Source organism: Brevibacillus thermoruber 423, assembly GCF_000454065.1.
GTDB classification, from domain to species: domain Bacteria; phylum Bacillota; class Bacilli; order Brevibacillales; family Brevibacillaceae; genus Brevibacillus; species Brevibacillus thermoruber.
Window position 1 is genome coordinate 86561 of the sequence record NZ_KE695655.1, and the last position, 24939, is coordinate 111499.

Genomic DNA, 24939 nt, shown 5'->3' on the forward strand with positions numbered 1-24939 from the left:
GCGCATGTGTGATGGTGTCCGCTCGCTCTCTTGACGCCCAGCAAACTGGAACTCTCCCCTATTGGGTGAGTTCCTTGCTTTTTTGGGGCCGTTGTTGGGTAAAAGGTCGTTTCACGTCCAGGCGGGGCAAAGTGCAGCAAAGTGCAGCCAGACGTTGCGAATGCGGCGGTCATTTGCGAAGATGAAGAAAAAGGGAAGGAGTGGAAGTCATGGCTCTTTTGTCTGCCCCTTTTCAATGGAAAGGGCTCGCTTTGAAAAACCGGGTGGTGATGCCGCCCATGTGCCAATACTCGGTGGAGGCCAAGGACGGGAAACCGAACGACTGGCACTTTGTCCACTACGTCTCGCGCGCCGTCGGCGGAGCGGGCCTGATCATCATGGAGATGACCGACGTCGAACCGGACGGCCGCATTTCCGACTACGACCTGGGATTGTGGTCGGATGAGCACATCCCGGCGTTTGCCCGGATCGTGTCGGAGGTGCACAAGTACGGGGCGAAAATCGGCGTGCAGATCGCTCATGCCGGTCGCAAGGCGGAGGATGCCGAGGTGCCGGTCGCGCCGTCTCCGATCGCGTTCAGCGACAAATACAAGACGCCCCGCGCCCTCACCACGGAGGAAGTGCAGGCGATGGTCGTCAAGTTCCGGGAAGCGGCCAGACGGGCGGTGGAAGCCGGCATGGACACCATCGAGATCCACGGCGCCCACGGCTATTTGATCCACCAGTTCCACTCGCCGCTCACGAACAAGCGGGATGACCGGTACGGCAGGGACCTCGCGCTGTTTGGCGTGGAGGTGATCGAAGCGGTCAAGAGCGTGATGCCGGAGGACATGCCGCTGATCATGCGGATCTCCGCGGTGGAATACGTGGAAGGCGGCTACGGCCTGGAGTACAGCACGGAATTGTGCCGCCGCTACAAAGAGGCGGGGGTCGACATCTTCCACATCTCCAGCGGGGGCGAAGGGCCGATCGGTTCGGGGGGACGGCCGGGCATCCACCCCGGTTATCAGGTGCCGATGGCCCGGACGATCAAGCAGGCGCTGGATGTGCCGGTGATCGCCGTGGGCAATCTGGACGATCCCCTTTTGGCCGAGGCGACGCTGGGCAACGGCGACGCCGACCTGGTGGCGGTGGGCCGGGGCATGCTGCGCGACCCGTACTGGGCGCTGCACGCGATCCGCACCGTCTCCGGCGAGGTTGTACCGCCCAAGCAGTACGGCCGCGCCTTTTAAACGGGCAGTTCTGCCGTGCGGGAATCGGTAGCGGACACATGACAAGCGCGGGTTCCGCGGCCGTGATAGGCTGGAAGCGGTTGACAAAGGAGAATTCAGCACCGTATAATGTTGAAAAACCGATATGTTTAATCGGGATTTATCGGCCGCGGTAAAACCGACTAGACCACTAGAGGTTTTTCCCCGAGGGGAGAAACCTCTTTTCTTTTTACAGCCGGGCCGAACCGGTTAGCTTCAGAAGAGGGGAGGAAAAACAATGGCTGCGGTGCTGGTCATCGGAGGGGACCGCTTGGGGAATATCACCGAGCTGCTTCACGGCAGGGGATACCGGCAGATTTATCACGTATCGGGGCGAAAACACTCCCAATACAAGGTACATATTCCCGTCGACACCCAAATGATTGTCGTGTTTACCGACTTTGTGAATCACAATCTGTCGTGGCACGTAAAACATCAGGCAAAGGCGAAAAACGTACCCATCCTGTTTTGCAAACGCTCGTGTGCGTCCATCGTGAAGCGGCTGTGAACATAATGTTCATTCAATTCCGACTTGACACATATGATTAATATGAATTATGCTTTCTTCAAACCACTGCCGCTTCCGGCACGTCAACCGTGCCGCACTCACGTCCCTGGGCTGACAGGCAGCGGCCGGACGGGACCGGGAAGGAAAAACGGCTGGACAGGAGTGAATCACATGGTGAACCGGAATCACGAAGAGCTTGCCGATTCCCGCATCGAGATGATCCTGCGCGCACTGGAAGGTCTGGAGTACGGTACCCTGCACATCGTCGTGCACGAGTCGCAAATCACGCAAATCGAACGAACCGAAAAGACGCGCTTTCCCCTGGAGCGCGCCGCCGCCGTCAAATCCAACACGAGGCAGGCGGGGCGGGGCAGATAGCCGTCATGATGACGGCACGGGTGAGCGAACCATCAAAGGGCACGGGACAGAAACCCGTGCCTTTTTTTGTGTGTGAGCATAGCACGGCTTGGGCTGTACCATGCCTTTACGACAGGTATTATTCATTGGAAAGAACCATATGTTCTATCACATTGTTTTTTGTAAGGATCATGAAGGTTGGCAAATACTGATCTCCTTGCTTTTCTTCGCCGGTTATATATAGGCTTTGAGTATCGTCATTGGGTTCATATGCATAAATTTTACGAAAGCTCTATTCTAAGCTGCCCACTTTATCTCTGATACCGAATCCATAGTTCGTTTTGGTTTTATATTTCCTTTATTGAGGGGACCTTGGCCAATCTCGCGTGCTATTTTTGGAAAGAAGCGCGAATGACCTCATGCTTTGGAAGCAACTGGGCACAATAGTGACTGCCGTAGACAATATACGGGTGTACAGCAGAGTATTTGCGTTGTTTTGACATGGGGCTCACACCGATTTATAATGTTTTGGTAAATCATCCATTTTGTTCAAATGAACGCCCTGCCACACAAAAACCGGGATCGTTCAAACAGTGGCACACCACTCATCTTTGCAGGGCAAGGAGTAGCTACGATCGCTGGTAAGCATAGGAAACCGATTGCTCCTGCAAATACGAACGACTTCGTATTACCGAACCTATGGAGCAGATCTCGGTAAAGCGTCCTTACCTCCGTAAGGCAAGCCCGAAATTTTTGGCCGCCAAGGTTGGCCAAATCACTCGAGGTGACAATATTGAAGCACATGGTGCTGCTTTTACTTGGCATGTCCCTATTATCTGCAGGTTGTTCTCCTGTCCAGACGCACGGAGACGATACCCCTGTCGCATCCACAAACGCAGAACAAGAAACGACCATCCCTCTTTCATTTGAAGAAGTAAAGGTGGAACAACAGGTAACGTTACTGGATAGGGGGATAATCAAACAGGTCGTAAAGCAGGAACACCTTGATACCGCCAAACTGTTTGCTTTCTTGAAGGCTAATGAGGATCCAAACCGTTTGTTCGGAGGTATTCAAATTGGAGATGTCTTGTATGAATTTGGAGATGTAGGCGCATTACCTTATGTTGACAAGCTAGAAATTCAGAAATCTTCACTGTTCCAGAAATCAGTTATTGAAGTAAAAGGATTATGCGGAGCAAACTGTCCGTTCCGCTATTATATAACCATCGAGGAAGCGAAACCTTCCATCCTTCTGTTTTTAAATGAACCTGTTGCAGATATAGCAGATCTGGATCAAGATGGAGTGGAGGAAATCGTAACATCCTACGGGAGCCCTGGTGTGTTTGAGACCCGGATTTACACATGGAGGGACAATCGGATTGTCAGTGCAAATCTTAACAAGCTAGCAAAGGCAAGGAGTGTCTGGTATACTCGTCCACTCTTTCAAGTACAATCAGGGATTGATTCCGCGATAAAAACATACAGATACACCTCAAAGGGATTGTCTTTGGTTACAGAAAGGTAGGCACACACGCCCTTTTCCTTATGACCTGCAGGGCTTGTGGATCGAAGGAGCCAGCCTCTCCTGAAAGAGGTGTCCATTCAAAGCCGGTCCGCAGCATCCATTTCCGTACCATATCCCCCAAAAGAGATGAGAGATTATCCTGCGAAGTAGAAAAGGGGGTTATCAGTTCTTTGCTGATAACCCACTTTTTGGTGATTTAGCTCATCAATTCAATTTTTACTGATTTTGAGTTTGGAGCAGGTTGTCCGATTGATTGCCATGCTCGATACGTTAATTCGATCCCTTGATTGGCAGGGGCGGTATCAGTGACTCGTACCACGATCGATTGCCCATTGGACAAGTTCGTGACTTTCACAAACTTGTTCCGGTATGTTGTGTTCCAACTGTTGGTTGAGGTCATTGCAGCGGTTAGATCACAAGGATGGAACACTTCTCCGTTACTTACCGCTGCCCCCCAAATGTTTTGCACGGTCAAAGTACCACAAGTTGATGTAGTACCTGGTTGAGTTCCTTGGCAGGGGTGTCCGTAATATTGCAAGATAGCTGCGGAAGAAATGACACTGGCAACAGAACTGGACGTATTGCTTGGCATCGTAAACCTGGAAATATAGCTTTTCCCTGCGGCTGTATTAAAATTGGGGGTCACTGCATAGCGAATATTGTTCGCAATTTGAAGCGCGTCGACCCAAGGGCGTGAACTGTTGGTAATGGTCAAAATGGCTGTTTGATTGATATCTCTTGAGTCATTCCAGTAGGTATTTTCATACAGTTTTTCATCATAATAATTGTTTGCAGCGTTAGAAGTTGAGTCATAAAAATACGTTTTGTGGCCCTGATTCTTCCGGACCAAGGGGCAGATTACTACATAGGAACCATTTACAAAAGAAGGCGTGATAAAATCGAGATCGCGGTTGGGATCGGAAAAAATGTTGTTTAGACGTTGGGCAATAGTGGATGCTGTAGTCGAACTGCTCGTAGTGTAGACTGTCATACCATTCACAGTGACATTATAGTTGCCGTTGGAATAAGCGTACGAAGCGTTATTAGCCACATGAGTTTCCCCCTTTTTTCATTTGAGAAGGAACAAAAGGGATACAAGCTAGAAGGTCTATCCCTAACCTTTTTCGCTCGTTTTGTGCCTTCACCCATGTAGGAAAAATCACGGGCAAAAAAGCAACCGAATGTTTCAGGAAAAATAGAAAAGCACGGCAAGATGCCGTGCAGAAAGCGAAACGGTATGTCCAAGAAGGTCGTGTTCATGTACGTGATCGCCTACCACCACCACCGCGACTGCGGGAGCAGCGTCACGTTTACGGAAAAGCGCTCTTCCAGCCAGGGTTTCACCTGGGTTTTCATCACCAGGTATTCCGAGGCGGCGTGTGAAACGCCAATCAGCGACATGGACGTTTCGACGGCGTACGCCATGACCGTGGCGTACTTGGTGCGCCCGTATTCGTTGTCGATGTGGCAGTGGATCTCTCCCGTCACGTACGCGTCGGCTCCGCTGGCTTCCGCTTCCCGCATCATCGCCGCCACGTCACCGCAGCCGGGGAGGATGGCGATTCGTTCGATCCGCGCCCGTTCCTTTCCCTCGAAATCGACGTAGGGAATGTCAAACAAGGTGATTAAACGATCGATTAAGGAGCGGGTATCCGTCACGGTTACCCGGCAAATCATGCCGACATGGCCGTTTCCCGCCGGACAAAACGGCTGGATCGGCTCGGCCTGCAGCGCTTCCATGATGGCGCCGCCGGTGCCGAGCGGCCAACTGGTGTCCATCGGGAGGTGACAGGTGAAGATGGAGAGTTCTTTCTTCTTTAGCGCCAGCAGCAAGTCCCGCCCGATCGGCACGAACCCCCTGCCCCAGCGGCCGCGCGGGTCGCCGCATTCCATCAGCAGCGGGTGGTGCATGAACAACAGGTCGCCCGGCACTGACTCGTCCAGGAAGCGCTTCAGTACCTCGTCGGTCGGGAAGACGGCCAAAAAGACGGTGTGTACCTGTTCGCGTCCTCTGAGCATCAGGCCGTTGAAGCGGCGGACGAACTCCGCTTCGAAAAAGCGCCGCCAGTCAAACCCGACCGGCTCGTACACCATGGGAATGAAACGGCTGAAGCCGGGATCGGTTTCCCACTCGTCCATGCGAAACAGTCGGGTGAACGCTTGTTCCAGATGCGTCAGGCTTTCCATGAGAATCCCTCCTTGTACAGGTGTTTAACACCTGATGGTGCCGGACGGCCGCTTGCGGGGCGCTGCCGGTCCCGCCGTTTTTCCGGGAAAACGACCGAACGAACGGCAGATTTCCTCTAATACAGCACCATGCTGCCCGTCCGTTTCATATGCCGTTCCGCCCGTTTCAACAAAAAGACGGAAGCAGTCACCAGCAGAACCAGCACGCCGGCGAGCAGTCCAAGCTCCTGCCACAGATCGCCCAGTTCCGCTCCTTCCATCAGCAGGGCCCGAACCATGTGCAGCGCGTAGGTGAGCGGAAAGCAAAGGGAAATCAGCTTGGCCCAGAACGGGAACGCCAGCGGAGGGAGGCGCACGCCGGAGAAGATCAGCATCGGCTCGTCCAGCACGGTGTAGAGAAAGCCGGCGTCCCGTGAGAAGAGAAACAGCACGCTGAGAAAGCCGCCCCACACCACGGCGGAGACGAGCAGGATCAAAAAGGCGAGCGGAACGGCCCACCAGCCGCTGACGTGAATGCCGCCGACAAACGCCATCGCCAGCAGCGTGAAGCAGAAGAACAGCCAGACGCCTTCCACCAGCGCAGAGAGGGAGCGGCCGTAGACAAACGCGAGCCGGTTGACCGGACTGATGAAGATCATCTCCATCGTGCCCGCCTGCCGCTCAAAGCTCATCTGCCAGGCCGACTGCACCAGGCACCAAAAAAAGATGTAGCCGAGATAGCCGGTCAAAAGAAACAGCGGAAGCTGCCCGGGGGCGACGAAGCGGGCGAGCGGGCTGTCCGCTCCCATGCGAAACGGGGCAAACGAATAGTACGCCGTGACGAACATGACGACCGGCCAGATCAGCAGGCTGAAGTACACCAGACTGCTGTGAAACGAATGGCGGTGTTCCTTTTTGATCTCCGCCCAGAGCAGGCTCATCCACTCGTTCATGCGCTCCTCCTTTCCGCCATCTGCAGGATGACGTCTTCCAGCGACGGCTGTTCCGTGACCAGGCGCAGCACCGGCGATTGGTGGGCGGCCAGCAGGGAGAGGAGGGGAGCGGTCAGGTCTGCCTCGCTGCGCAGCGTGAGCTCCCATGCCTGTTGGTCCGTTTCCGCCACGTCCCACGTACCGCGGTGCCGTTCGGCGAGCTGGCGCAGGTCGCGCTGCAGCGCGTCGGGGAGAACGGGAATCGTGACGCGCAGGGTGGTCTCCCGGCAGAACGAGCGGGTGAGGCGTTCCGGCGTGTCGTGGGCGACCAGCCGGCCTTTGTCGATGATGTAGACCTCGTCACACAGCTCTTCCACCTCGTGGATGTAGTGGCTGGTCAAGAGGATCGCCTTTCCCTGCTCGGCGGCCAACTGCTTCACCTGCCGCCGCAGTTGGCGGGCGATGGGGGCATCCAGCCCCAGCGTCGGTTCGTCCAGGAACAGGTATTTCGGGTCGTTGATCAGCCCGCGGGCGATCTGCAGCCGCTGTTTCATCCCCTTGGAGTAGCGCTCCACGGGGGTGTCGGCCGCTTCCCGCAGCTCCACGAGATCCAGCAGCGTGTCGACGCGTTCCGCCAGACGGGAGCCGGACAAGCCGTACAGGCTGCCGAAGTACTGCAGGTTTTCCCTCCCCGTCAGCCGCCAGTAGAGCATCCGCTCCCCGCCGGCGATCATGTTGACCAGCGCCTTTACCTGCCGGTCGCAGCGGACGGCGTCATAGCCGTCAACCGTGATGGAGCCGCTGGTCGGTTCCAGCAGCGTGCAGCACATTTTGATCGTGGTCGTCTTGCCGGCGCCGTTGACGCCCAACAGCCCGACGATACTGCCTGGCCGCATCGCAAACGAGAGTCCGCTGACGGCCTCCACTTCTTTCCACTGGCGCGAGAACCAGCTTCCCCGCTCCCTGATCCGGTACACTTTGCGTACGTTTTCCACCAGAAACATGTGTCATCCTCCTATCCAAAGATCGATTCCAGCACCCGTTTTTCCATCCGGCGAATCCCGACGGCGCCGACCGCCACGTAGACGGCGGACAGGATGGCCATGTGCATGAGCTGCGGCGCGGATGCCGACAGCGGCTGGCCGAGAATGGCGCTGTGGCGAAACGCCTCCAGCGCGGGCGTCAGCGGCAGGAGCTGGCTCAGCGGCTGCAGCCACTCCGGCAGGTAGGCCGTGGGGTACGTGACCCCGGAGAGAAAGGCCATCAGGACAAACAAGGTGTTCTGCGTAATGTAGGTGTCGCGGAAGCGGAGCATCACACTGCCCAGCACCAGCGCCTGGCAGAAAAATGCTCCCGTGGACAGCAGCCAGACGGCGGCCGCGCTCCAGACGTCGGCGCCCGCGAGATTGAGTCCGAACAGGCGGCCAACGAGCAGGATGACGGAAAATTCAAACAGCGTCCGCATCAACTGCTGGGTGACGTTGCCGAGAAAGTACCCCTTTCGCGATGAAGGGGTGAGCAGCATCGCCTCCAGGGTCCCCTCGCGCAGCTCGGTGATCAGCGAGCGGCTGACGTTCATCAGCGTGGAGACGGCAAACGAGTAGAACGCGCCGCCGAGAATGACGTAGGAGAGGTAGTCGGCGGAGCCGGCGTAGCGGACGAAGCGGTCGTCCAACTGGCCGGCAAACACGTGGGTATACGCAAAATAGGCAAACAGCACCGTGTACACGCCGGCCAGGATGTGGCCGATCACGAACGACCAGGGATAGGCTCTCAGCATGACCAGCGTGTTGCGCAGAAAGGTGGCTTTGGCAACCTGAAACACGTCATTTCCTCCGTTCTGTCGAAGATGGGGCGGCCGGCAGACCGGCGTCAGGCATGTCGATAAACTCGTGCAGGTCGACGGCCAACTGTTCCAGCCGGGAGGGCATCGCGCGGTAAAACACGTAGCGCCCCCGCCGCTCGCTCCAGACGAAGCCGGCGTCGGCGAGCAGCTTGATGTGTTTGACCACGGCCGGTTCGCTGATGCCGTGCAGCGCCGCCAACTGCTGAACGCAGTAGGGGTGGCCGAGCAGCGACTTCAGGATGGCGGCCCGCGTCGGATCGCTGAACACCTTCATTTTGGCGATAAAATCGGCCGGAATTGCAGCCTTCTCCGCCGTCCCCGGAACGTCCACGTGCAGGCCGACGGTAATCCGGTCGGCGTAAACGCCCAGGAGCAGATGAGGCGCGGCAAAGGTGGAGACGATCAGGTAGATGTGCGTCAATTCCTCGTAGGCAAACTGGTAGGTTTTCGCCTTGTGAAACTGCAGAAAGCGCTCGTGGACGTGAAGCCGCGGGTGGACCCGGGAGAGAAACGATACCGGGTCGGCGGCCAGACGCTCCGCCGCTTCATGCACGGCGCGGATCAGCCAGGGCTCGATGCGCCGCTCCTCCGCCTGGAAAAACGGCAGGTACGCGTAGCAAAAATCGAGAAAGTCCCGCTTGGCGGCCAGCGGACGGCGAATCAGCTCGCGGTGCTCCGGTTTGAGCTGTTCAAACGCCTCGTCCGTATGCCCCCGCATCCACGCCTGGAGCTGGCGGCGGTGGCAGATCGGCCCCATCATCGCTTCCGCAAACTCTTCCGGAGACATGGCCTGCACCCGTTCCAGCCCCGCTTCGACCGAATGATGGTACGTCTCTTCCCAGGGCGAGAGAAAGTCCAGCACGTTCAGAAAGTGGTTGGAGAGCGCGTCAAACCGGCGCAGGTCGCGTGCCAGGCCGGCCGGCAGAGCGTTAAGCGTCTCGCGGGCCCAGCCGATGCGGGATGTGTGGTGGTCCGGATTGGCCAGCACGTGCAGGCTGAGAAAAAACTCGCAGCCGGGAATGTACGCGGCCGACACCCGCTTGCGCAGCCACAGCGGCAGATCCTGCATGGTCTCCCTCCTTTCGATTAACTGTTTGGTGAATTCATTGTGGCGGATGGCAAAAGTGAAGACATTATGGGGGAGGGGAATCGCTATGTCAATACACCAAATGAAAAACCACGCCGGAGAAAGGCGTGGTTGTGCCGATCCATCATTCGCGCTTGGACGAGTCCCGCAGCTTCCGCAAGCACTGCTCCAGGTCGTTCCATTCTTCCGGAGAAAGCGGCTGCTGGCGGTAGCGGTACCGCTCGTAGTAGCCGGTGATCTGTCCGGCCAGTTCCACTACGTCCGGGTTGGCCCACTGCGAGCGGATGCGCCGCAAGTATTCGTGGCTGGTCTCATGCCGTTCGATCCGCATCCCCGATTCGGCCATGTGCTGGAGAAACCGGTAGTACGCATACCGCACCGGATCGTCGACGGGGCCGGACGGGCCGCGCATCAGCGTGTCCAGCTCCCAGAGGGGACCTTCGTCTGCCGATGCGTCCGCGGCGACCGGGCGCCAGGCGGTTTGAACCGGAGCAGGGGAGACGGCGGTGCCGCCGACGTTCCGGTAGCGCCGTTTCCAGATGAACCGCGCCAGCGTGGCGAGGACCAGCGCCGAGACGCATGCGATCAGGTAGGGTTCCGCCATCGAAAACAGCGTCTCGCCGCCGGCCGGAGCGATCTCCTCCAACGGCTGTTCGACGACATCCGTTCCGCTGTTGAACAGCCCGTTGACGCGGCTGTTTCCGCTCAGGACCTCCGCCAGTTTGCCAAACAGCGCGGCGGTTCCCAGGAGGAGCGGGCGGGCCAACAGGTACAGACCGTCTCCCAGCGGTTCTTTGACCAGCCCCCAGATCCACGCCAGGAGCCAGAGCAGGCCGCCGCCTGCGAGGGCGTATCCCGCCGCCAGCAGCAGCCGGGTGGTCAGCAGTTGACCGCCCAAAGCGGCGGCAAGGGAGATCGGCGCGGCGCTTCCGCCCGGCGGTTCGCGCGTCAGGTACTCGCCCCAGCCGGTGACGAGGTGGCTGGCGAGCACGAAAGCCAGTATCGCGTAATACGCCCGAACGTCATGCGGCTGCGGGGCGGCCAGCGCTCCGAACAGGCCGGCCAGCACCAGTTGGAACAGGCAGATGATCAGCGCCAGCACAAAGCGGTGGCGCAGATGGACAGGCGTACACGGAATCGAGGGCGCGGCGTGGATTCGCCAGAAAAAGAGGGCGGCCAGCAGCAAAGCGAGCAGCCAGGAGCCGAAAGCGGCGTAACACAGACCGCCGACGGCCGCCACCAGCGGATACAGCAGCAGGTGAAGCAGGAGGTGGTGTCCGCCCCCCTGGTACAGCCAGCTTCCCAGGGCGAGCAGGAGCGCGGCGGCCAGGACAAAGCCGATCATGCTTTCCGGCCGGGCCGGCAGCCACCGGAACAGCATCAGCACGGAGGCCGTCAGCAGCGCTTCCATCCAGAACACCAGCGTCCAGCGTCCCAACATGGACCACGTCATGAAAGGACCACCTTCCTCGCCGGGGTGCGGCCGGACTCGTGCCGGCGCAGGACCGGCTGCTCTTCCGACACGTCCAGCACCGTGACGCTGTGGCCGTGCCGCACCAGCCGTTTGACCGCTTCTTCCGCCGGTCCGTCCAGACGCGGGGTGACGATCAGGATCGCGTCACGGGTGCCGCTGTGCTCCAGACGCCGCAATACGGCCGCCAGCGAAGTCGGCATGTACTGATACAGGCGGGCGAGCTGTGTCATGACATGGACGTGGTGAGCCTTGCCGCTGCCCGCGGGGAGGTGGAACTGCTCCCGTCCGCGCTGTTTCACCGTCAGGAACAGGTCGCAGGACAGCGATTGGCGGCGGCAGAGAACGGAGAGGGCGGCAAGAGCGGAGATGACCCGCTCGTTCACCGTTTCATTTTGCCGCTGCAGCAGCGGTTCGTAGGACGGCAGAATGTGTCCCACCACCTTCCAGGTGGGGCGGGCGGTCGGTTCGAACAGCCGTGTCTGCAGCGCGCCGGTTTTCGCACTGGCTTTCCAGTGGATGTGTTTCAGCCGGTCTCCCGGCGCATAGCCGCGCACGCCGCGCAAAAACGTGACGTCCTCCTCCAGGCGTCTGCGCGAGACGCTGCCGCCGTCAGGCTCGGCTGCCGCCGCCGACAGCGGGGGCAGCGTCAAGGGCAGCGGGTAGACCAGGAGGGAAAACGACAGCGGGAGCGGAATCGGGTCCTGCTCCTCGCCAAACACGGAGAGCGTGTCCGCCTGGGCTTCCGTCAGCCACACCAGGCCGCGCTTGTGCGGGGTGAGCGTAAACGTCCGTTCCGCGCTTGTCCTAAGCGGCAGGTGGAAGCGGAAGCGAACCGTGCAGCGCTGGCTGCTCGCTGTCACGTCGTCCGCCCCTTCGACCGTCACGTGTTCGGGAAAGGACACGCGGATCACCGTGCCGGGCAGCGGCAGCCAGGAGCGGTTGTGCAGCGAAAAACGGACGGTGACGGGCGTTCCCGGCATCACCCGGCTCTGGTCCGCGCTCCACTCCAGCCGAACCCAGCGCGGCAGATTGGCCCGCCACCAGCGGTGAGCCAGCGTCATGAAAAAGAAGAAGCCGCCAAACAGCCAGAGAAAGCGGCTGCCCGAAAAGAGGGCAAACAGGAGGCAGAGAAACCCCAAAGCGTGATAGACCTGTCTCGTGCTCATGTGTGGATCACACGCCTTCTTCGACCGGTGCCGCCACGCTTTTGAGGATGTCGTCGATCACTTCCTGCTCCGTCACGTGCAGTTCCGCTTCCATCGACAGGCGGATGCGGTGGACGGACAAAGCGGGAAACACCGCTTTGACATCGTCAGGCAGGACGTAGGTACGCCCGTCCAGGTAAGCGGCCGCCTGCGCCGAGCGCAGCAGGGCGAGCATGGCGCGAGGACTGAGGCCCGTTTCCACGGAGCGGTGGCGGCGGGTGGCTTCCGTCAGATCGATGATGTACTCCTCCACGGCGGGGCTGACGTGTACCGCTGTCACGTCCCGCTGCATGGCAGCGATCTCGTCGACGCTGATCACCGGCTCCACCTGCTCCAGCGGTGAGCCCGTCCGGAACCGCCGGAGGATCTCCCGGGCGTCTTCCCTGCTGCCGTAGCCAAGCGACAGGCGGAACAAGAAGCGGTCGAGCTGCGCTTCCGGAAGCGGATAGGTTCCCTCCGATTCGATCGGGTTTTGCGTGGCAATCACCAACAGCGTCGGCGGCAGGGGAAGCGTCACCCCTTCGATGGTCACCTGCCGTTCTTCCATGCATTCCAACAGGCCGGATTGTGTCCGCGGCGTGGCCCGGTTGATCTCGTCGGCCAGGAGCACGTCGGCAAACACCGGTCCCCGCCGAAGTTCAAACGCGCCGGTCCGCTGGTTGAACACGTGCAGCCCGACCACGTCCGAAGGCAGCAGGTCGGCGGTAAACTGCACCCGGTTGTAGGTGCCGCCGATCGCCTGGGCGAGCGTTTTGGCCAACACGGTCTTGCCCATGCCGGGCAGGTCCTCCAAGAGCACGTGGCCGCGGGCCAGAAGAGCCGTCACCAGCAGCCGGATCTGCGGCTCCTTGCCGACGATGACGCGGTTGACGCTTTCCAGCAATGTGTCCAAAGGGCGATGGGTCATGAGGACGTCTCCTTTATGGGAAAATAGGGCGCGAGACCCGGTTGTTCCAGTATGGAAGGTATTATACCTCGGAACGCCTGATTTTGCCAAATCTTCATAAAATTATCCCGATCGGAAAAACGGCCCTCTGAAACGAGCGCGCCGCTGATCGGCGGGGGAACGTTTGCGACCTTCATCGGCGGCGCACAGTCAAGCAACTGGGTGCTTGAAAGCCGCGGGAACAGAGGGTGAAGAAAAGGCGTCGGAAACAAGAAAAACAGCGAAGGGGAACTCCCGCTTCGCTGTTTGACGCAAACGAGCGCAGACGCGCGCCATCTCCCGGCCGCTTTGGGCGCGGCGGGGCGCCCCAACGGACCAGACCCGTTCCTTATCCGACCTGCTGGGGAACCGCCTGCTTCAGCGCCTGCTCCAGATCGGCGAGAATGTCGTCGATCGCCTCCGTGCCGACGGAGAGGCGAATCAGGCCCGGGGTGACGCCGGCGGCAAGCTGTTCCGCTTCCGACATCTGCTGGTGGGTCGTGCTGGCCGGATGGATGATGAGCGACTTGGAATCGCCGACGTTGGCCAGATGGGAGAACAGCTTGACCGACTCGATCAGCTTCTTCCCTTCGGCGACGCCGCCGCGAATGCCAAAGGTGAGGATAGCCCCCGCGCCTTTCGGCAGGTACTTTTGCGCCAGGCGGTAGTGCGGATCTCTCTCCAATCCCGGGTAGCTGACCCACTCCACGGCGGGATGTGCCTCCAGATAGCGGGCGACGGCCAGGGCGTTTTCGCTGTGCCGCTCCATGCGTAGATGCAGCGTTTCCAGCCCTTGCAGGAACAGGAAGGCGTTGAACGGCGCGACGGCGGCCCCGATATCCCGCTGCAGTTGAACGCGGGCCTTGACGATGTACGCCAGCGGGCCGAGCGCTTCCGTGTAGACGATGCCGTGGTAGCTCGGGTCGGGCGTGGTCAGGCCGGGAAACTTGCCGCTGCTCCAGTCGAACTTGCCGGAGTCGACGATGATGCCGCCGATGGCCGTGCCGTGTCCGCCGATGAACTTGGTGGTGGAGTGAACGACGATGTCCGCTCCGTGGTCAAACGGACGGCAGAGGATCGGCGTGGCAAAGGTGTTGTCCACGATCAGCGGAATTCCGTGTTCGTGGCCAATCGCGGCAATCGCCTCGATGTCGGCCACGTCCATGCGCGGATTGCCGATCGTCTCGAGGAACAGCGCTTTTGTCTTTTCGTTGATTTTGGAGCGGAAATGGTCCGGGTTGGATTGGTCGACGAAGTGAACGGTGATGCCGAGCCGCGGCAGCGTGTGGTAGAAGAGGTTGTAGGTGCCGCCGTACAGGCTGTTGGAGGCGACAATTTCGTCGCCGGCCTGGGCGATGTTGAGGATGGAAAAGGCGATCGCCGCCTGCCCGGAGGAAGTGGCCAGCGCCCCGACACCGCCTTCCAGCAGGGCGACCCGCTGTTCAAACACGTCCTGGGTCGGGTTCATGATGCGTGTGTAGATGTTGCCCGTCTCTTTCAGCCCGAACAGGTTGGCGGCGTGCTCCGTATCGCGAAACACGTACGAGGTCGTCTGGTAAATCGGCACGGCGCGCGCTCCCGTCACCGGATCGGGCGACTGTCCTCCGTGCAGAGCGATGGTTTCCGGCTTCCACTGGCGTTGGTCCGACATGGGCATCTCTCCCTCTTTCCTGGATAAAGGATGGATAACAAACGAAGCCTTCTTCCGGAGAGAAAGAAGGCTTCGGTCATTCCCGATCAAGCGGCCGTTTCATCTCTCAGAATCCGGGATTCTGCAGGAATTGGCACCATGCAAGCAGGGGTGTTTGCCGGTTGCCGGGCTTCATCGGGCCTGTCCCTCCGCCGCTCTTGATGAAATCGTGGAAATTTTGAAAATTGTGCTTATCTGGTATTATAGGGGGACAGCCGGATTCGGTCAATACAAATTTCCGAGTAAGTAAGGGGGAATTGTCATGATTGCTGTTTTCTTGCGTCCACACGATTTGGCCTATGCGGAGCGCATGTTTGCGCTGGTTTCCGATCCGGCCGTCAGCGGCGCGCTCAGCCTGCAGGACCAGTCGGTCGAGGATACGAAGCGGTTTATCCGGCACATTACGGAAGAGGAGCGGGCAGGAAGAGCCGTCAGCCGGGTCGTCTTCAATGAAAAGGAGGAGTTGATCGGCGTCACCACGCTGATGTTCATCGACAGGGAGCGGCGGCGCTGTCACATCGGCAGTTGGCTGGGCCGGGCGTACTGGGGGAAAGGGTACAACCAGCTCGCCAAGGAAGCGATTTTGTCCATCGCGTTTGGCGAGCTGGACCTGGACATCGTCTTCGCCGGGGCGCGGACGACCAACATCCGCTCGCAAAAAGCGCAGGAGAAGCTGCCCTACGTCACGCTTCACGTGGAAAGCGAGTATCCCGAGGAGCACGCCGCTCTGGAGCAGCGGCAGCAGCACCCCTGTGTGCTGCACGCCTTCAAGCGGGACGATTTTCTCCGGTATCTGGCGGAAAAGGAACGGGCGGCCAGGGGGGAAGCGGTCCGTGACTAATCCGTACACGGCGGGCTGAGGCGGGCCGGTTCCGCTCCCATCGGGGCCGGTTTGAAGCAGGAACCGCAGCGCCCCCCGTCACAATTGCGTAACCGTTTCGCCCTCTCTCGTTCACAACTTTCCGGCCGGGGCAGCCCTATAATAGGGGTGATTGTGAGAAAGATACAGATGCACTGTGTTACTTCCAGCCCCGGCCATGAGCACCGTGCTGGTGATCGCGCAGATCGCCGGCCTGTTCCTGCTGATCCCGTCGCTGATCCTGCGGCTCGGGCTCTTCCCGTTGTGACGCCGCGTCCGTGCAGGGACGGCCTGTTCGAAAATAGCCGCCGGTATGGTATGATGGGAGGCGGTATGGAATCAACGTTCATGAAGATACAGGAGGCTAGTAAACATGGCGGAACAAGGGGTAAAGGAAATCACGCCGCAGGAGCTGATGGAGAAGCTGGCTGCGGGAGAAAAGCTGCAGGTCATCGACGTGCGCGAGGTGGAGGAGTGGAATGGCGGCCACATTAAGGAAGCCAAACTGATTCCGCTCGGCTTTCTGCCGCATCGCGTCGACGAGCTGGACAAGGAGACGCCGGTCGTGCTGGTCTGCCGAAGCGGCGCCCGCAGTCACATGGCCACCCAATATTTGCAGGAATTGGGCTTCGACGCGGCCAACATGGTGGGCGGCATGCTCGCCTGGCCGGGGGAAACGGAAGCGTAACGCATCGGTGCAGACAGAAAGCGCGTGATCGCCGTTTGGCGGGGGGAAGCGCGATCAGGATGAGGAGGCAAGCGAGATGAGCGAAGGCAAGGCGTCGTTCTGGCAGCGCCACTGGTTTTCCGTGGCGGCCGCCGTGCTGGCGCTGCTCGTCGTCGGGGTATTCGGCTACCAGTACTGGCAGAAGAGCCAGATCCCCGTCGTGAAACAGATGAACGACTTTACGCTGGACAACATCGACGGGTCCACATTCACCCTGTCCGAAACCAACGGCAAGGTCCGGCTGGTGGAGTTCATCTTTACCCACTGCCCGGACATCTGCCCGGCCACGACGTTTAACATGGCCAAGATGCAGGAACAGTTGAAGGCCAAAGGGCTGTTTGGAGACAAGGTGGCGTTTGTGACGATCACCTTTGACCCGGAGCGGGACACGCCGGAAGTGCTCAAGGCGTACGCGGACAAGTTTGGCGCCGATCAGAGCGGCTGGTACTTCCTACGCGGCGATCAAGCGGCCGTGGAGAAAGTGACCAAGGACTTCGGCATCGCCGTCCTGAAACAGCCTGACGGTTCGTTTGCTCACACCGCCCGCATGTTCCTCGTCGACAAGGACGGCAACATGCGCCGCATGTACGGGATGGCGTCCGACATGGATATGGACAACATGCTGAAAGACATCGAGCAGTTGGCCGATTAGACAGCCAACCGGGGCCGCCCCGGCCTTTGCATGACGCAGCGGGCCGGCCCTGCCGGAAATCATTTTCCGTAAAAAAACCCGCCTCTGCCGGACCTGATGTTCGCGGTCCCGGGGGCGGGTTCATCTGTTTCATGGGCGGCCCTCTTCGGGAATCACGGGGTTCTCTGCGGCACATTGGCTGTTCAGCGGGTCTCTTCCAAACGGATGGCGATGACTGTCTCCGTCCGCTTGTCAAACTCGATCCGCACCAAAACCGCCCACGTGCGGCCGCCCTCCCGGAGCAGGAGCTTGAACGTCTCTTCCCACGTAGCGGGCGTTTTGCTCGTCCGCCCGACATGCAGGTAGTCGACAATCTCCGCCTGCGGGTACGTTTTCATCGTCTGTTCGATCGCGAGCCGCCCCCATTTGGCGTAGGGAGGCTGCGCGGAGGCCGGCAGGGCTTGGAGGAGCAGCAGCAGCGCCGCCGCGCATGCGGCTGTCCAGCCCCGCCGGTGCAATCGGTCGCGCATCAGAGCACACCTGCCTCTCTGAAGAAAATGTCCGCTTGAGCGGTAGTGTGCCCGATCACCGGCTGCGTACACGCCCCCAGCAGGTCGAGAAACGTTTCTTGATCGACCCACTTTCGCTTTTGTACAATTTCTTCATTCATCATGGCGATGTGGGCGGCAGGCCCGCCAAAGGCGATGCTCCCGGCTTGAGAAACACCTGCGCCGCTTCCGGCAGATGACGGTTCATGAGGGCTCTTTTCGCTTCTTTTCCGGATTCTTTTCCTCATCCGGTAGCAGAATGCGGGAAAATGGCAAGACTGGATGAAACGAAGGCGCCGCGATGTGATACAATAAGAAGTGGCATGCATTGGTCGGGTTTCCAACAAAACATGCACGAAATCTATTAGGAGGAACGAGTATTGAGCGACGTAAAGATTTTCGCGATGGGCGGTCTCGGCGAAATCGGCAAAAACATGTACTGTGTCGAGTACGAAGACGAGATCGTCATCATCGACTGCGGGGTCAAATTCCCCGAAAACGAGATGTTCGGCATTGACCTGGTCATCCCGGACATCACCTATCTGATCGAGAATCAGCACAAGATCAAGGCGCTGCTGCTGACGCACGGACACGAGGACCACATCGGCGCCATCCCGTACGTGCTGAAGCAAATCAAGGTGCCGATCTATGGCGGCCGCCTCACCCTGGGCTTGGTCAAGGCAAAGCTGGAAGAGCACCGGATGCAGAACGAGGTGAAGCTGATCCCCATTTCGGAGGACACGGAGATCCCGTTCAAAAAGCTGAAAGCCACCTTTTTCCGCACCAACCACAGCATTCCCGATTCGTTCGGAATCGTCATCCACACGCCGGAGGGCATGGTCATTCACACGGGCGACTTCAAGTTTGACATGACGCCTGTCGGTCCCACCACGGAATTCGGCAAAATCGCACGGATCGGCAGCAGCGGCGACGTGCTGGCGCTGCTGTCGGACAGCACCAACAGCGAACGGTACGGGTTTACCATGTCGGAGCGCATGGTGGGCGAAGGCATTCTCGACGTGGTGAAAAAGGCGCGCGGGCGGATTATCCTGGCCACGTTCGCATCGAACGTGCACCGCCTGCAGCAGGTGGTGGACGCGGCCATGGAGTGCGACCGGAAAGTGGCGGTCATCGGCCGCAGCATGGAAAAAGTGTTTCAGATCGGACAAGAACTGGGCTACATCCAGATGCCGGAGGGCATGCTGATTGACGTCAAGCACATCGACAACTACGCGGACAACCAGGTGCTGATCATCTGCACGGGCAGCCAGGGCGAGCCGATGGCGGCACTGACCCGCATCGCCTCCGGGTCCCACCGCTCGGTGCAGATTTATCCGGAGGACACGGTCATCATCTCCGCTTCGCCGATCCCGGGCAACACGGTGAACGTCAGCCGGACGATTGACAAGCTGTACCGGGCGGGAGCCAACGTGGTGCTGAGCCACGTGTTCGACATCCACGCGTCCGGCCACGGCAGCAGCGAAGAGCTGAAGCTGATGCTCAACTTTATCCGCCCCCGCTACTTCGTGCCGATCCACGGCGAGTACCGCATGCTGAAAATGCACGCCAGACTGGCGCAGCAGGTGGGCATCGAGGAGAGCAACATCTTCATCATGGACAACGGCGACGTGCTCAACTGCAATCGGGAAAAAGCGTGGCTGAGCAAAGTGCCCGCCGGGATTGTCCTGATCGACGGCAGCGGCGTGGGCGACGTCGGCAACATCGTGCTGCGCGACCGCAAGCATCTGGCGGAAGACGGCCTGATGGTGGTCGTGGTCAGCCTGGACATGAAAAACTTCAAGATCCTGACCGGGCCGGACATCGTCAGCCGCGGCTTCGTCTACGTGCGCGGATCGGAATCGCTGATCCAGGAGGCCACCGTGCTCGTCCGCCAAAAGCTGCAGGAGGCGCTGGACAAGAAGATCAAGGAATGGTCCGAGCTGAAGTCGCAGATCAACGAAGTGATCAAGCCGTTTATCTATGAAAAGACGGGCCGCAATCCGATGATTTTGACCATCCTGATGGAAGTATAGGCGCGGCCGAATCTGTGAAAGTGTCGGGAACCATTCTCCTGTGGGCTTTCACGGGATATAATAAAAAGCAAATGTACCGGAAAAAGGAGAGAATGCCCCATGATGTCCTACGAGGCATACATGAATCAAGTGATTCAACCGATGCGCGACGAGCTGACCCGCGTCGGCTTCACCGAACTGCGCACGGCGGAGGAAGTGGAGAAAACCCTGCCGAACCTGAAAGGCACCGCGCTGATTGTGGTCAACTCCGTCTGCGGCTGCGCGGCGGGTCTGGCCCGTCCGGCCGTGGCCCACTCGCTCAACCATCCGAAAAAGCCGGACCATCTCTACACCGTCTTCGCCGGCCAGGACAAAGAGGCGACCGCCAAGGCGCGCGAGTACTTTGAAGGCTATCCGCCGTCGTCTCCGTCGTTTGCCCTGATGAAGGACGGCAAGCTGGTGACGATGATCGAGCGCCATCAGATCGAAAACAACGACCTGGCGACCATTTCCAAGCTGTTGACCGACGCGTACGACAAATACTGCGACTGATGACGAACGTAAGGCAAGACGCTCCGCTGCGGGCGTCTTGTTCTGCGTGGTTGGGAAAACGAAGCGCCTCTGCCCGGCCCGCCCGCGGCCCCCGGCCAGGCTGCTTGCAAGCGGCTGCGGTCGGGATGCGGTTCGCGCGCGATCGCGGGGCGCATTTGCGAAAGGATGACCAAGCATGATTACCCGTTCGTTTGGACGAGACCCCCATCAGGTTTCCCTGCTGGGCTTTGGCGCCCAGCGCATCGTGGACGAGCACGGCTGCAGCGAGGAGCAGGCGATTGCCATTATTCGCCGCGCCGTGGAGCTGGGCGTCAACTATTTTGATACGGCTCCCAGTTACAGCGACGGCCAGTCGGAGACGCGGCTGGGCAAGGGGCTGAAAGGGCTGCGCGACAAGGTGTGGATCGCCACCAAAACCGGCGGTCGGACGCGCGATTTGGCCTGGCGCGATCTGGAAGCCAGCCTGAAGCGGCTCCAGACCGATTACGTCGACGAGTGGCGGGTGCACAACGTGATGCAGCCGCACGACTTCGAAGCCATTTTTGCCAAGGGCGGTGCCTTGGAAGCGCTGGTCGAGGCGCGGGAGCAGGGGCTGGTGCGCAAACTGAGCATCAGCGGCCATACCGATCCCCGCCTGCTGGCGGAAGCCATTCGCCGCTTCCCGTTTGACAGCGCGCTGGTCGCCCTGTCGGCGCTGGATCACTTCATCTACAGCTTTGCCCATGAATTCGTCCCGCTGGCGGTGGAAAAAGGCGTCGCCGTCATCGGCATGAAGGTGATGGCGCTTGGCCAACTGGCGCCGTGGACGGAACAGGCGCTGCGCTACACCTGGAGTCTGCCCGTGTCCACCGCGATCCTCGGCGTCAGCAAGATGAGCGAGCTGGAGGCGGATGTGGAGGCGGTCAACCGCTTTGTCCCGATGACCGACATCGAGCGGGTCGCCTTTTTCCAGGAGATCATTTCGCTTGTCCGTCCCGATGTGCTGCGCTGGAAGGCGAGCGAATGGATGTCCGGCGAGTGGTATGAGCTGCCGGAGCTGCGGTTTTAACCGGGAGACAAACGCTCTTTTCCGAAGAGGAAGGGAGCGTTTGTTATTTTGAAAATAATGGAATTTCTCCGTGCAATCCTGAATACCCTTTGCAGTGAGACAAAATCCATGTAGCGGGGGAGACAGGATGCAAAACGAAAAGAAGGCACTGCCACAACCGGCGTCTGCCGATCGGGTCATGGAATGGATCACCGGGGGGTGGGTGCAGCAGGCCATCTATGTTGCCGCCAAGCTGGGAATTGCCGATTTGCTGGCGGACGGGCCGAAAAGCGCCGGCGAGCTTGCCGAGGTGACCGAGACCCATGCTCCGTCACTCTATCGGATTTTGCGGGCTCTGTGCGGCATCGGGCTGTTTCAGGAGGAAGGCGAGCAGCGGTTTGCGCTGGGTCCTCTCGGTTCGTATCTGCAGACAGGGGAGAACAGCCTGCGCGGCATGGCGATCATGGTGGGGGAAAAATGGCATCGGGACGCGTGGAGCCACATCATGTACACGGTGAAGACGGGCAAACCGGCGTTTCAGGATGTGCACGGCATGGGCGTTTTTGCATACTTGGCGAATCATCCTGATGCGGGCGAGCGTTTTAACCAGGCCATGTCGGACATGTCCCACCGGGTGGTGTCGGCCCTGGCGTACGATTTTTCCCCGTATGACAGGGTCATCGACGTGGGAGGCGGACACGGACGGCTGATGACCGCCATCCTGAACGCTCATCCGGGCCTGAAAGGGGTCATCTACGACGTTCCCTCCGTGATCGAAGGCACCCGGCGGCACATTGCGGAGGCCGGGCTCGCGGATCGGTGCGCGTGCATTGCCGGCAGCTTTTTCGAATCGGTTCCGGCGGGCGGCGATGTGTACGTGCTGAAGAACATCCTCCACGACTGGAGCGACGACGAAGCTGCTGCCATTCTCCGGAACTGCCGCCGGGCCATCCGGGAGGACGGAAAGCTCCTGGTGATGGAGATGGTCGTTCCGGCCGGAAACCAACCGCATCCGTCCACGTTGATCGATCTGGAAATGATGATCATGGCCACGGGAAGGGAACGGACCGAGGCGGAGTTTCGGACGCTTTTCCGGAAAGCTGACTTTGAACTGGAGCGAATCGTCCCGACGTCTGCATCCGTCTGCATGCTGGAAGGAATTCCTGTGTGACGGGGATGGCCCTGTCGACAGCAGCTTGCAGAGTGATCGTCAGCCCTCCGGCGAAAGAAGGGAGCCGGAGGGCTGACCATTTTATCGCAATGACGTATGAAACAACTGCTTGATAGGCCGGGGTGGCCAACGTGATCCGCGCCTTGGTGCCGGCCATGGTGGAAAGAGGGAGCGGTGTGATTGTCAACATCAGTTCCGGGGGGGGGGCCGATACGGAGAAGCGCTGCTTGCCCCCTACTGCGCCTCCAAATTCGCCGTGGAGGGACTGACTCAGTCGCTGGCGCGAGAACTTCCGGAGGGGATGGCCGCGGTGGCCCTTGATCCCGGGGGGAGCATCGATACAGCGATGCTGCGCGCGTGTGCCCCGGAAGAGGTGGACAGTTCCCCGACGCCGGAGGAGTGGAGCCGTACCGCCGTGCCCTTCATTCTCTCCCTCGGTCCGCGAGACAACGGCAAGTCGCTTACCTGCCCGCGCCCGTAACGCCTGTCCACATGGAAAAACAGTCCTCATTTCCTGCTGGCGTGCAGGAAAAGGACTGTTTTTTATCGTGATGGGACAGTCGGGCCGAACTGTTTTTGCTGCCGTGTCAGGCCGCCGGACGCAGCCCGTTTGTGTGCCCGTTCCGTCAACAAGAGCGGGCCGGCTGATCGGCCGCTGTCCGCTTTTCCCGATGAAACGAAGAGTGGACCAGACAGAGCAGGACGGCCGCTCCGTTTGCCGGCATCATCGCCGCCCGCCAGCTCCTCGTGGGAGACGCGCCTCATGAAAAGGAAAAAGAACAAGGCGAACAGAAAGGTGCTGGCGCTGTTCAGCAAAAACGTGAAGGCAAACGAAAAGCTGGCGATCAAACCGGCGAGAAAGGTGCCGATCGCCATGCCCAGGTTGTTGCCCACATACACGACATTGAACAGCTCCCGCCGCCGCTCCTGCCAGCGAAAGCCGACAAAGGCCTGAATCGCCGGGGAGGACACGTTGAACAAAAAGCCCATGCCCACCATCAATCCGATGTACACGGGCCAACTGTCGGTAATCAGGACGACACCCGCTTCGGCCATCGAACGGTGCAGATGCGTATGGACGTAAAGCGTGGTCAGCGGCCACATAAAAGCGCTGCCGGACGCGTTGATGCATCTGGCGGCGAGAAAGAGCAGCACGTCCCGCGGGTATCGGCGAAACCAGTTTCTGGGGGAGATCATTCGCGGTCACCCTCTATCGGCAGGTTTTTCCATAGTATACCCCCGTTTATAAACTTTGTAAACTAAAAAGTTTAAAAACAAGATTCCAACCAAATAAAGGCTGCCCGGCTTCGACCAGATTCGAGTATACTAGTCAAAGTGGGGAGTATATCATCATCTCAGAAAGAGACAAAGGTGGCGTTTTCCAAATGCGCTTTTTGAAACGATTGCTGCTCCTCCTGATCGTGGCAGTCGCCGCGGCAGGGGGGTACTACGGATATTCGCTGTATCAGTTTGCCGAGGACATTCAGCAGCCCAACGTGATTGACCATCCTTCCGCCGGTGCGACGAAAGCGGCGGAGATTCCCGCGTGGGACGGCAAGGAACGCGTCAACATCCTGCTGATGGGCGTCGACCGGCGCGGCATGCACAGCAGCACGCTGCCCCGCTCCGATTCGATGATGCTGCTCAGCATTGATCCGGTTGCGAAACGATACGATCTGTTTTCGATCTTGCGCGACACCTATGTGGAGATTCCCGGCCACGGCCATGCCCGGATCAATTCGGCGATCGTCGAAGGAGGGCCGGAATTGGCGATGGAGACGGTGAGCCAGTTTACCGGACTGCCGGTGAACCGGTATGTGATCACCGACTTCGAGGGCTTCAAGCATCTGATTGACGCCGTCGGCGGCGTGGAGCTGTACGTGGAGAAAAACATGCGGTACCGCGACCCCACCGACAAAGGCGTGTACGATATCGATCTGAAAAAAGGGCTGCAGCGGCTGGACGGCTCCAAGGCGCTGCAATACGTCCGCTTCCGTCACGACGCGACATCTGACTACACGCGGACGGAGCGGCAGCGCAAGCTGATGGCCGCGCTGGCCGACCAGATGAAGAGCGGCACCACGCTGATCCAGCTCCCGTCCATTTTGAAGGAGATCACCCCGTACGTGCAGACCAACATCAGCTCGATGGACATGTTGAAGCTGGCGTCGCTGGGGTTGACGCTGAATACCCAACAGCCCGGCCAGTATCAGCTTCCGCCGATGGGGATGTTCCGCGAATCCAATCGCGCCGGTGCCGTCCTCATCCCCGATGTGGAGCAGGTTCAGGCCTTTATCCAGGAAAAACTGCAGCTCTCTCAACCGGAGGCGGAGTCTGATCGCGAAACGAGCGGCACGCAGAACTGATGCGTGCCGCAGCATGCGCGTGGGCCAACATCTTTTTCCTTTGTTTGCTATTGACAGAGTTTTTTTAAATGGAATATAATC

The 24939-nt window shown here is 59.5% G+C and carries 25 protein-coding genes, 1 pseudogene and 1 riboswitch; of the genes and pseudogenes, 13 read left to right on the forward strand and 13 right to left on the reverse strand.

The features are described 5' to 3' along the window. Positions 1-209: 209 nt before the first annotated feature. From M516_RS0121570 to M516_RS0121585, 4 genes are all read left to right on the forward strand, one after another. Complete coding sequence (locus M516_RS0121570; RefSeq protein ID WP_029100953.1) at positions 210-1232, forward strand: NADH:flavin oxidoreductase/NADH oxidase; 1023 nt, start codon at positions 210-212, stop codon at positions 1230-1232. A 256-nt stretch (positions 1233-1488) separates the two neighbouring features. After that, entirely contained in the window at positions 1489-1758 is a 270-nt protein-coding gene (locus M516_RS0121575) for a DUF2325 domain-containing protein (RefSeq protein ID WP_029100954.1), read from the forward strand. Positions 1759-1929: 171 nt separating this feature from the next. Continuing rightward, positions 1930-2136, forward strand: a complete 207-nt coding sequence (locus M516_RS0121580; RefSeq protein WP_141669812.1) for a YezD family protein — start codon at positions 1930-1932, stop codon at positions 2134-2136. Between the two features lie 772 nt (positions 2137-2908). After that, entirely contained in the window at positions 2909-3640 is a 732-nt protein-coding gene (locus tag M516_RS0121585; RefSeq protein WP_065068272.1) for a hypothetical protein, read from the forward strand. A gap of 196 nt (positions 3641-3836) precedes the next feature. Here the strand turns inward: M516_RS0121585 and M516_RS25345 are convergent, their stop codons facing one another. The 10 genes from M516_RS25345 to M516_RS0121630 form a co-directional block, all read right to left on the reverse strand. Next, positions 3837-4691 carry a septal ring lytic transglycosylase RlpA family protein gene (locus M516_RS25345; protein ID WP_152523460.1) on the reverse strand — a complete coding sequence of 285 codons (855 nt, stop codon included), beginning with the start codon at positions 4689-4691 and terminating at the stop codon, positions 3837-3839. A gap of 221 nt (positions 4692-4912) precedes the next feature. Beyond that, positions 4913-5827: a Nif3-like dinuclear metal center hexameric protein gene (locus tag M516_RS0121590; RefSeq protein ID WP_029100957.1), complete on the reverse strand. Its 915-nt coding sequence runs from the start codon at positions 5825-5827 to the stop codon at positions 4913-4915. Between the two features lie 116 nt (positions 5828-5943). Beyond that, entirely contained in the window at positions 5944-6759 is an 816-nt protein-coding gene (locus tag M516_RS0121595) for an ABC transporter permease (protein WP_029100958.1), read from the reverse strand. Further along, the gene (locus M516_RS0121600) at positions 6756-7742 is read right to left on the reverse strand and encodes an ABC transporter ATP-binding protein (protein ID WP_029100959.1); all 987 of its coding nucleotides are present in this window, start codon (positions 7740-7742) and stop codon (positions 6756-6758) included. Before M516_RS0121600 ends, M516_RS0121595 begins: the two co-directional genes overlap by 4 nt. 11 nt (positions 7743-7753) lie before the next feature. After that, a complete protein-coding gene (locus tag M516_RS0121605) occupies positions 7754-8563 on the reverse strand; it encodes an ABC transporter permease (RefSeq protein ID WP_029100960.1) in 810 nt (269 codons plus the stop codon). A 1-nt stretch (position 8564) separates the two neighbouring features. Beyond that, complete coding sequence (locus tag M516_RS0121610; protein WP_029100961.1) at positions 8565-9653, reverse strand: ArsR/SmtB family transcription factor; 1089 nt, start codon at positions 9651-9653, stop codon at positions 8565-8567. A 142-nt stretch (positions 9654-9795) separates the two neighbouring features. Next, positions 9796-11124, reverse strand: coding sequence for a DUF4129 domain-containing protein (locus M516_RS0121615; protein WP_029100962.1), 1329 nt, complete (start codon positions 11122-11124; stop codon positions 9796-9798). After that, positions 11121-12311 carry a DUF58 domain-containing protein gene (locus M516_RS0121620; RefSeq protein ID WP_029100963.1) on the reverse strand — a complete coding sequence of 397 codons (1191 nt, stop codon included), beginning with the start codon at positions 12309-12311 and terminating at the stop codon, positions 11121-11123. The genes M516_RS0121615 and M516_RS0121620 overlap by 4 nt, the downstream gene beginning before the upstream one ends. Before the next feature lie 7 nt (positions 12312-12318). Next, positions 12319-13257, reverse strand: a complete 939-nt coding sequence (locus tag M516_RS0121625; RefSeq protein ID WP_029100964.1) for an AAA family ATPase — start codon at positions 13255-13257, stop codon at positions 12319-12321. 367 nt (positions 13258-13624) lie between these two features. After that, the gene (locus M516_RS0121630) at positions 13625-14926 is read right to left on the reverse strand and encodes a homocysteine synthase (protein ID WP_029100965.1); all 1302 of its coding nucleotides are present in this window, start codon (positions 14924-14926) and stop codon (positions 13625-13627) included. A gap of 96 nt (positions 14927-15022) precedes the next feature. Continuing rightward, positions 15023-15133, reverse strand: a riboswitch (SAM riboswitch). A gap of 94 nt (positions 15134-15227) precedes the next feature. Here M516_RS0121630 and M516_RS0121635 point away from each other — a divergent pair. The 3 genes from M516_RS0121635 to M516_RS0121650 all read left to right on the forward strand — a co-directional run bounded on the left by M516_RS0121635 (position 15228) and on the right by M516_RS0121650 (position 17203). Beyond that, positions 15228-15806, forward strand: a complete 579-nt coding sequence (locus M516_RS0121635; protein ID WP_029100966.1) for a GNAT family N-acetyltransferase — start codon at positions 15228-15230, stop codon at positions 15804-15806. Between the two features lie 391 nt (positions 15807-16197). Next, positions 16198-16512: a rhodanese-like domain-containing protein gene (locus M516_RS0121645; protein ID WP_029100967.1), complete on the forward strand. Its 315-nt coding sequence runs from the start codon at positions 16198-16200 to the stop codon at positions 16510-16512. A 76-nt stretch (positions 16513-16588) separates the two neighbouring features. Then, positions 16589-17203, forward strand: coding sequence for an SCO family protein (locus M516_RS0121650; RefSeq protein ID WP_029100968.1), 615 nt, complete (start codon positions 16589-16591; stop codon positions 17201-17203). A 182-nt stretch (positions 17204-17385) separates the two neighbouring features. Here the strand turns inward: M516_RS0121650 and M516_RS0121655 are convergent, their stop codons facing one another. Together M516_RS0121655 and M516_RS25350 are read right to left on the reverse strand one after the other, a co-directional pair. Further along, entirely contained in the window at positions 17386-17712 is a 327-nt protein-coding gene (locus tag M516_RS0121655) for a DUF3889 domain-containing protein (RefSeq protein WP_035290534.1), read from the reverse strand. After that, positions 17712-18059, reverse strand: a complete 348-nt coding sequence (locus M516_RS25350) for a chromate transporter (RefSeq protein ID WP_035290539.1) — start codon at positions 18057-18059, stop codon at positions 17712-17714. The genes M516_RS0121655 and M516_RS25350 overlap by 1 nt, the downstream gene beginning before the upstream one ends. 51 nt (positions 18060-18110) lie before the next feature. Between M516_RS25350 and rnjA the strand changes: the two genes are divergently transcribed. From rnjA to M516_RS24180, 5 genes and pseudogenes are all read left to right on the forward strand, one after another. After that, positions 18111-19763 carry a ribonuclease J1 gene (rnjA, locus tag M516_RS0121660; RefSeq protein WP_029100970.1) on the forward strand — a complete coding sequence of 551 codons (1653 nt, stop codon included), beginning with the start codon at positions 18111-18113 and terminating at the stop codon, positions 19761-19763. Between the two features lie 99 nt (positions 19764-19862). Further along, positions 19863-20294 carry a BrxA/BrxB family bacilliredoxin gene (locus M516_RS0121665; protein WP_029100971.1) on the forward strand — a complete coding sequence of 144 codons (432 nt, stop codon included), beginning with the start codon at positions 19863-19865 and terminating at the stop codon, positions 20292-20294. A 175-nt stretch (positions 20295-20469) separates the two neighbouring features. Further along, on the forward strand, positions 20470-21342 hold the full coding sequence (locus M516_RS0121670; protein ID WP_029100972.1) for an aldo/keto reductase: 873 nt from the start codon (positions 20470-20472) through the stop codon (positions 21340-21342). 127 nt (positions 21343-21469) lie between these two features. Continuing rightward, entirely contained in the window at positions 21470-22492 is a 1023-nt protein-coding gene (locus M516_RS0121675; RefSeq protein ID WP_029100973.1) for a methyltransferase, read from the forward strand. Positions 22493-22611: 119 nt separating this feature from the next. Further along, positions 22612-22973 (forward strand): annotated as a pseudogene (locus M516_RS24180) (SDR family oxidoreductase); the annotation flags it as partial. A gap of 62 nt (positions 22974-23035) precedes the next feature. Here the strand turns inward: M516_RS24180 and M516_RS24185 are convergent. Beyond that, the gene (locus M516_RS24185) at positions 23036-23689 is read right to left on the reverse strand and encodes an MFS transporter (protein WP_029100975.1); all 654 of its coding nucleotides are present in this window, start codon (positions 23687-23689) and stop codon (positions 23036-23038) included. 188 nt (positions 23690-23877) lie between these two features. Here M516_RS24185 and M516_RS0121690 point away from each other — a divergent pair, with 188 nt between their 5' ends. Beyond that, positions 23878-24858: an LCP family protein gene (locus M516_RS0121690; protein ID WP_029100976.1), complete on the forward strand. Its 981-nt coding sequence runs from the start codon at positions 23878-23880 to the stop codon at positions 24856-24858. The last annotated feature ends 81 nt before the right edge of the window (positions 24859-24939 follow it).

Coding starts and splice junctions, on each gene's coding strand:
- M516_RS0121570 (WP_029100953.1), top strand. CDS start 210: ATGGCTCTTTTGTCTGCCCCTTTTCAATGGAAAGGGCTCGCTTTGAAA.
- M516_RS0121575 (WP_029100954.1), top strand. CDS start 1,489: ATGGCTGCGGTGCTGGTCATCGGAGGGGACCGCTTGGGGAATATCACC.
- M516_RS0121580 (WP_141669812.1), top strand. CDS start 1,930: ATGGTGAACCGGAATCACGAAGAGCTTGCCGATTCCCGCATCGAGATG.
- M516_RS0121590 (WP_029100957.1), bottom strand. CDS start 5,827: ATGGAAAGCCTGACGCATCTGGAACAAGCGTTCACCCGACTGTTTCGC.
- M516_RS0121595 (WP_029100958.1), bottom strand. CDS start 6,759: ATGAACGAGTGGATGAGCCTGCTCTGGGCGGAGATCAAAAAGGAACAC.
- M516_RS0121600 (WP_029100959.1), bottom strand. CDS start 7,742: ATGTTTCTGGTGGAAAACGTACGCAAAGTGTACCGGATCAGGGAGCGG.
- M516_RS0121610 (WP_029100961.1), bottom strand. CDS start 9,653: ATGCAGGATCTGCCGCTGTGGCTGCGCAAGCGGGTGTCGGCCGCGTAC.
- M516_RS0121615 (WP_029100962.1), bottom strand. CDS start 11,124: ATGACGTGGTCCATGTTGGGACGCTGGACGCTGGTGTTCTGGATGGAA.
- M516_RS0121620 (WP_029100963.1), bottom strand. CDS start 12,311: ATGAGCACGAGACAGGTCTATCACGCTTTGGGGTTTCTCTGCCTCCTG.
- M516_RS0121625 (WP_029100964.1), bottom strand. CDS start 13,257: ATGACCCATCGCCCTTTGGACACATTGCTGGAAAGCGTCAACCGCGTC.
- M516_RS0121630 (WP_029100965.1), bottom strand. CDS start 14,926: ATGTCGGACCAACGCCAGTGGAAGCCGGAAACCATCGCTCTGCACGGA.
- M516_RS0121635 (WP_029100966.1), top strand. CDS start 15,228: ATGATTGCTGTTTTCTTGCGTCCACACGATTTGGCCTATGCGGAGCGC.
- M516_RS0121645 (WP_029100967.1), top strand. CDS start 16,198: ATGGCGGAACAAGGGGTAAAGGAAATCACGCCGCAGGAGCTGATGGAG.
- M516_RS0121650 (WP_029100968.1), top strand. CDS start 16,589: ATGAGCGAAGGCAAGGCGTCGTTCTGGCAGCGCCACTGGTTTTCCGTG.
- M516_RS0121655 (WP_035290534.1), bottom strand. CDS start 17,712: ATGCGCGACCGATTGCACCGGCGGGGCTGGACAGCCGCATGCGCGGCG.
- M516_RS25350 (WP_035290539.1), bottom strand. CDS start 18,059: ATGCATGCCACTTCTTATTGTATCACATCGCGGCGCCTTCGTTTCATC.
- M516_RS0121665 (WP_029100971.1), top strand. CDS start 19,863: ATGATGTCCTACGAGGCATACATGAATCAAGTGATTCAACCGATGCGC.
- M516_RS0121670 (WP_029100972.1), top strand. CDS start 20,470: ATGATTACCCGTTCGTTTGGACGAGACCCCCATCAGGTTTCCCTGCTG.
- M516_RS0121675 (WP_029100973.1), top strand. CDS start 21,470: ATGCAAAACGAAAAGAAGGCACTGCCACAACCGGCGTCTGCCGATCGG.
- M516_RS24185 (WP_029100975.1), bottom strand. CDS start 23,689: ATGATCTCCCCCAGAAACTGGTTTCGCCGATACCCGCGGGACGTGCTG.
- M516_RS0121690 (WP_029100976.1), top strand. CDS start 23,878: ATGCGCTTTTTGAAACGATTGCTGCTCCTCCTGATCGTGGCAGTCGCC.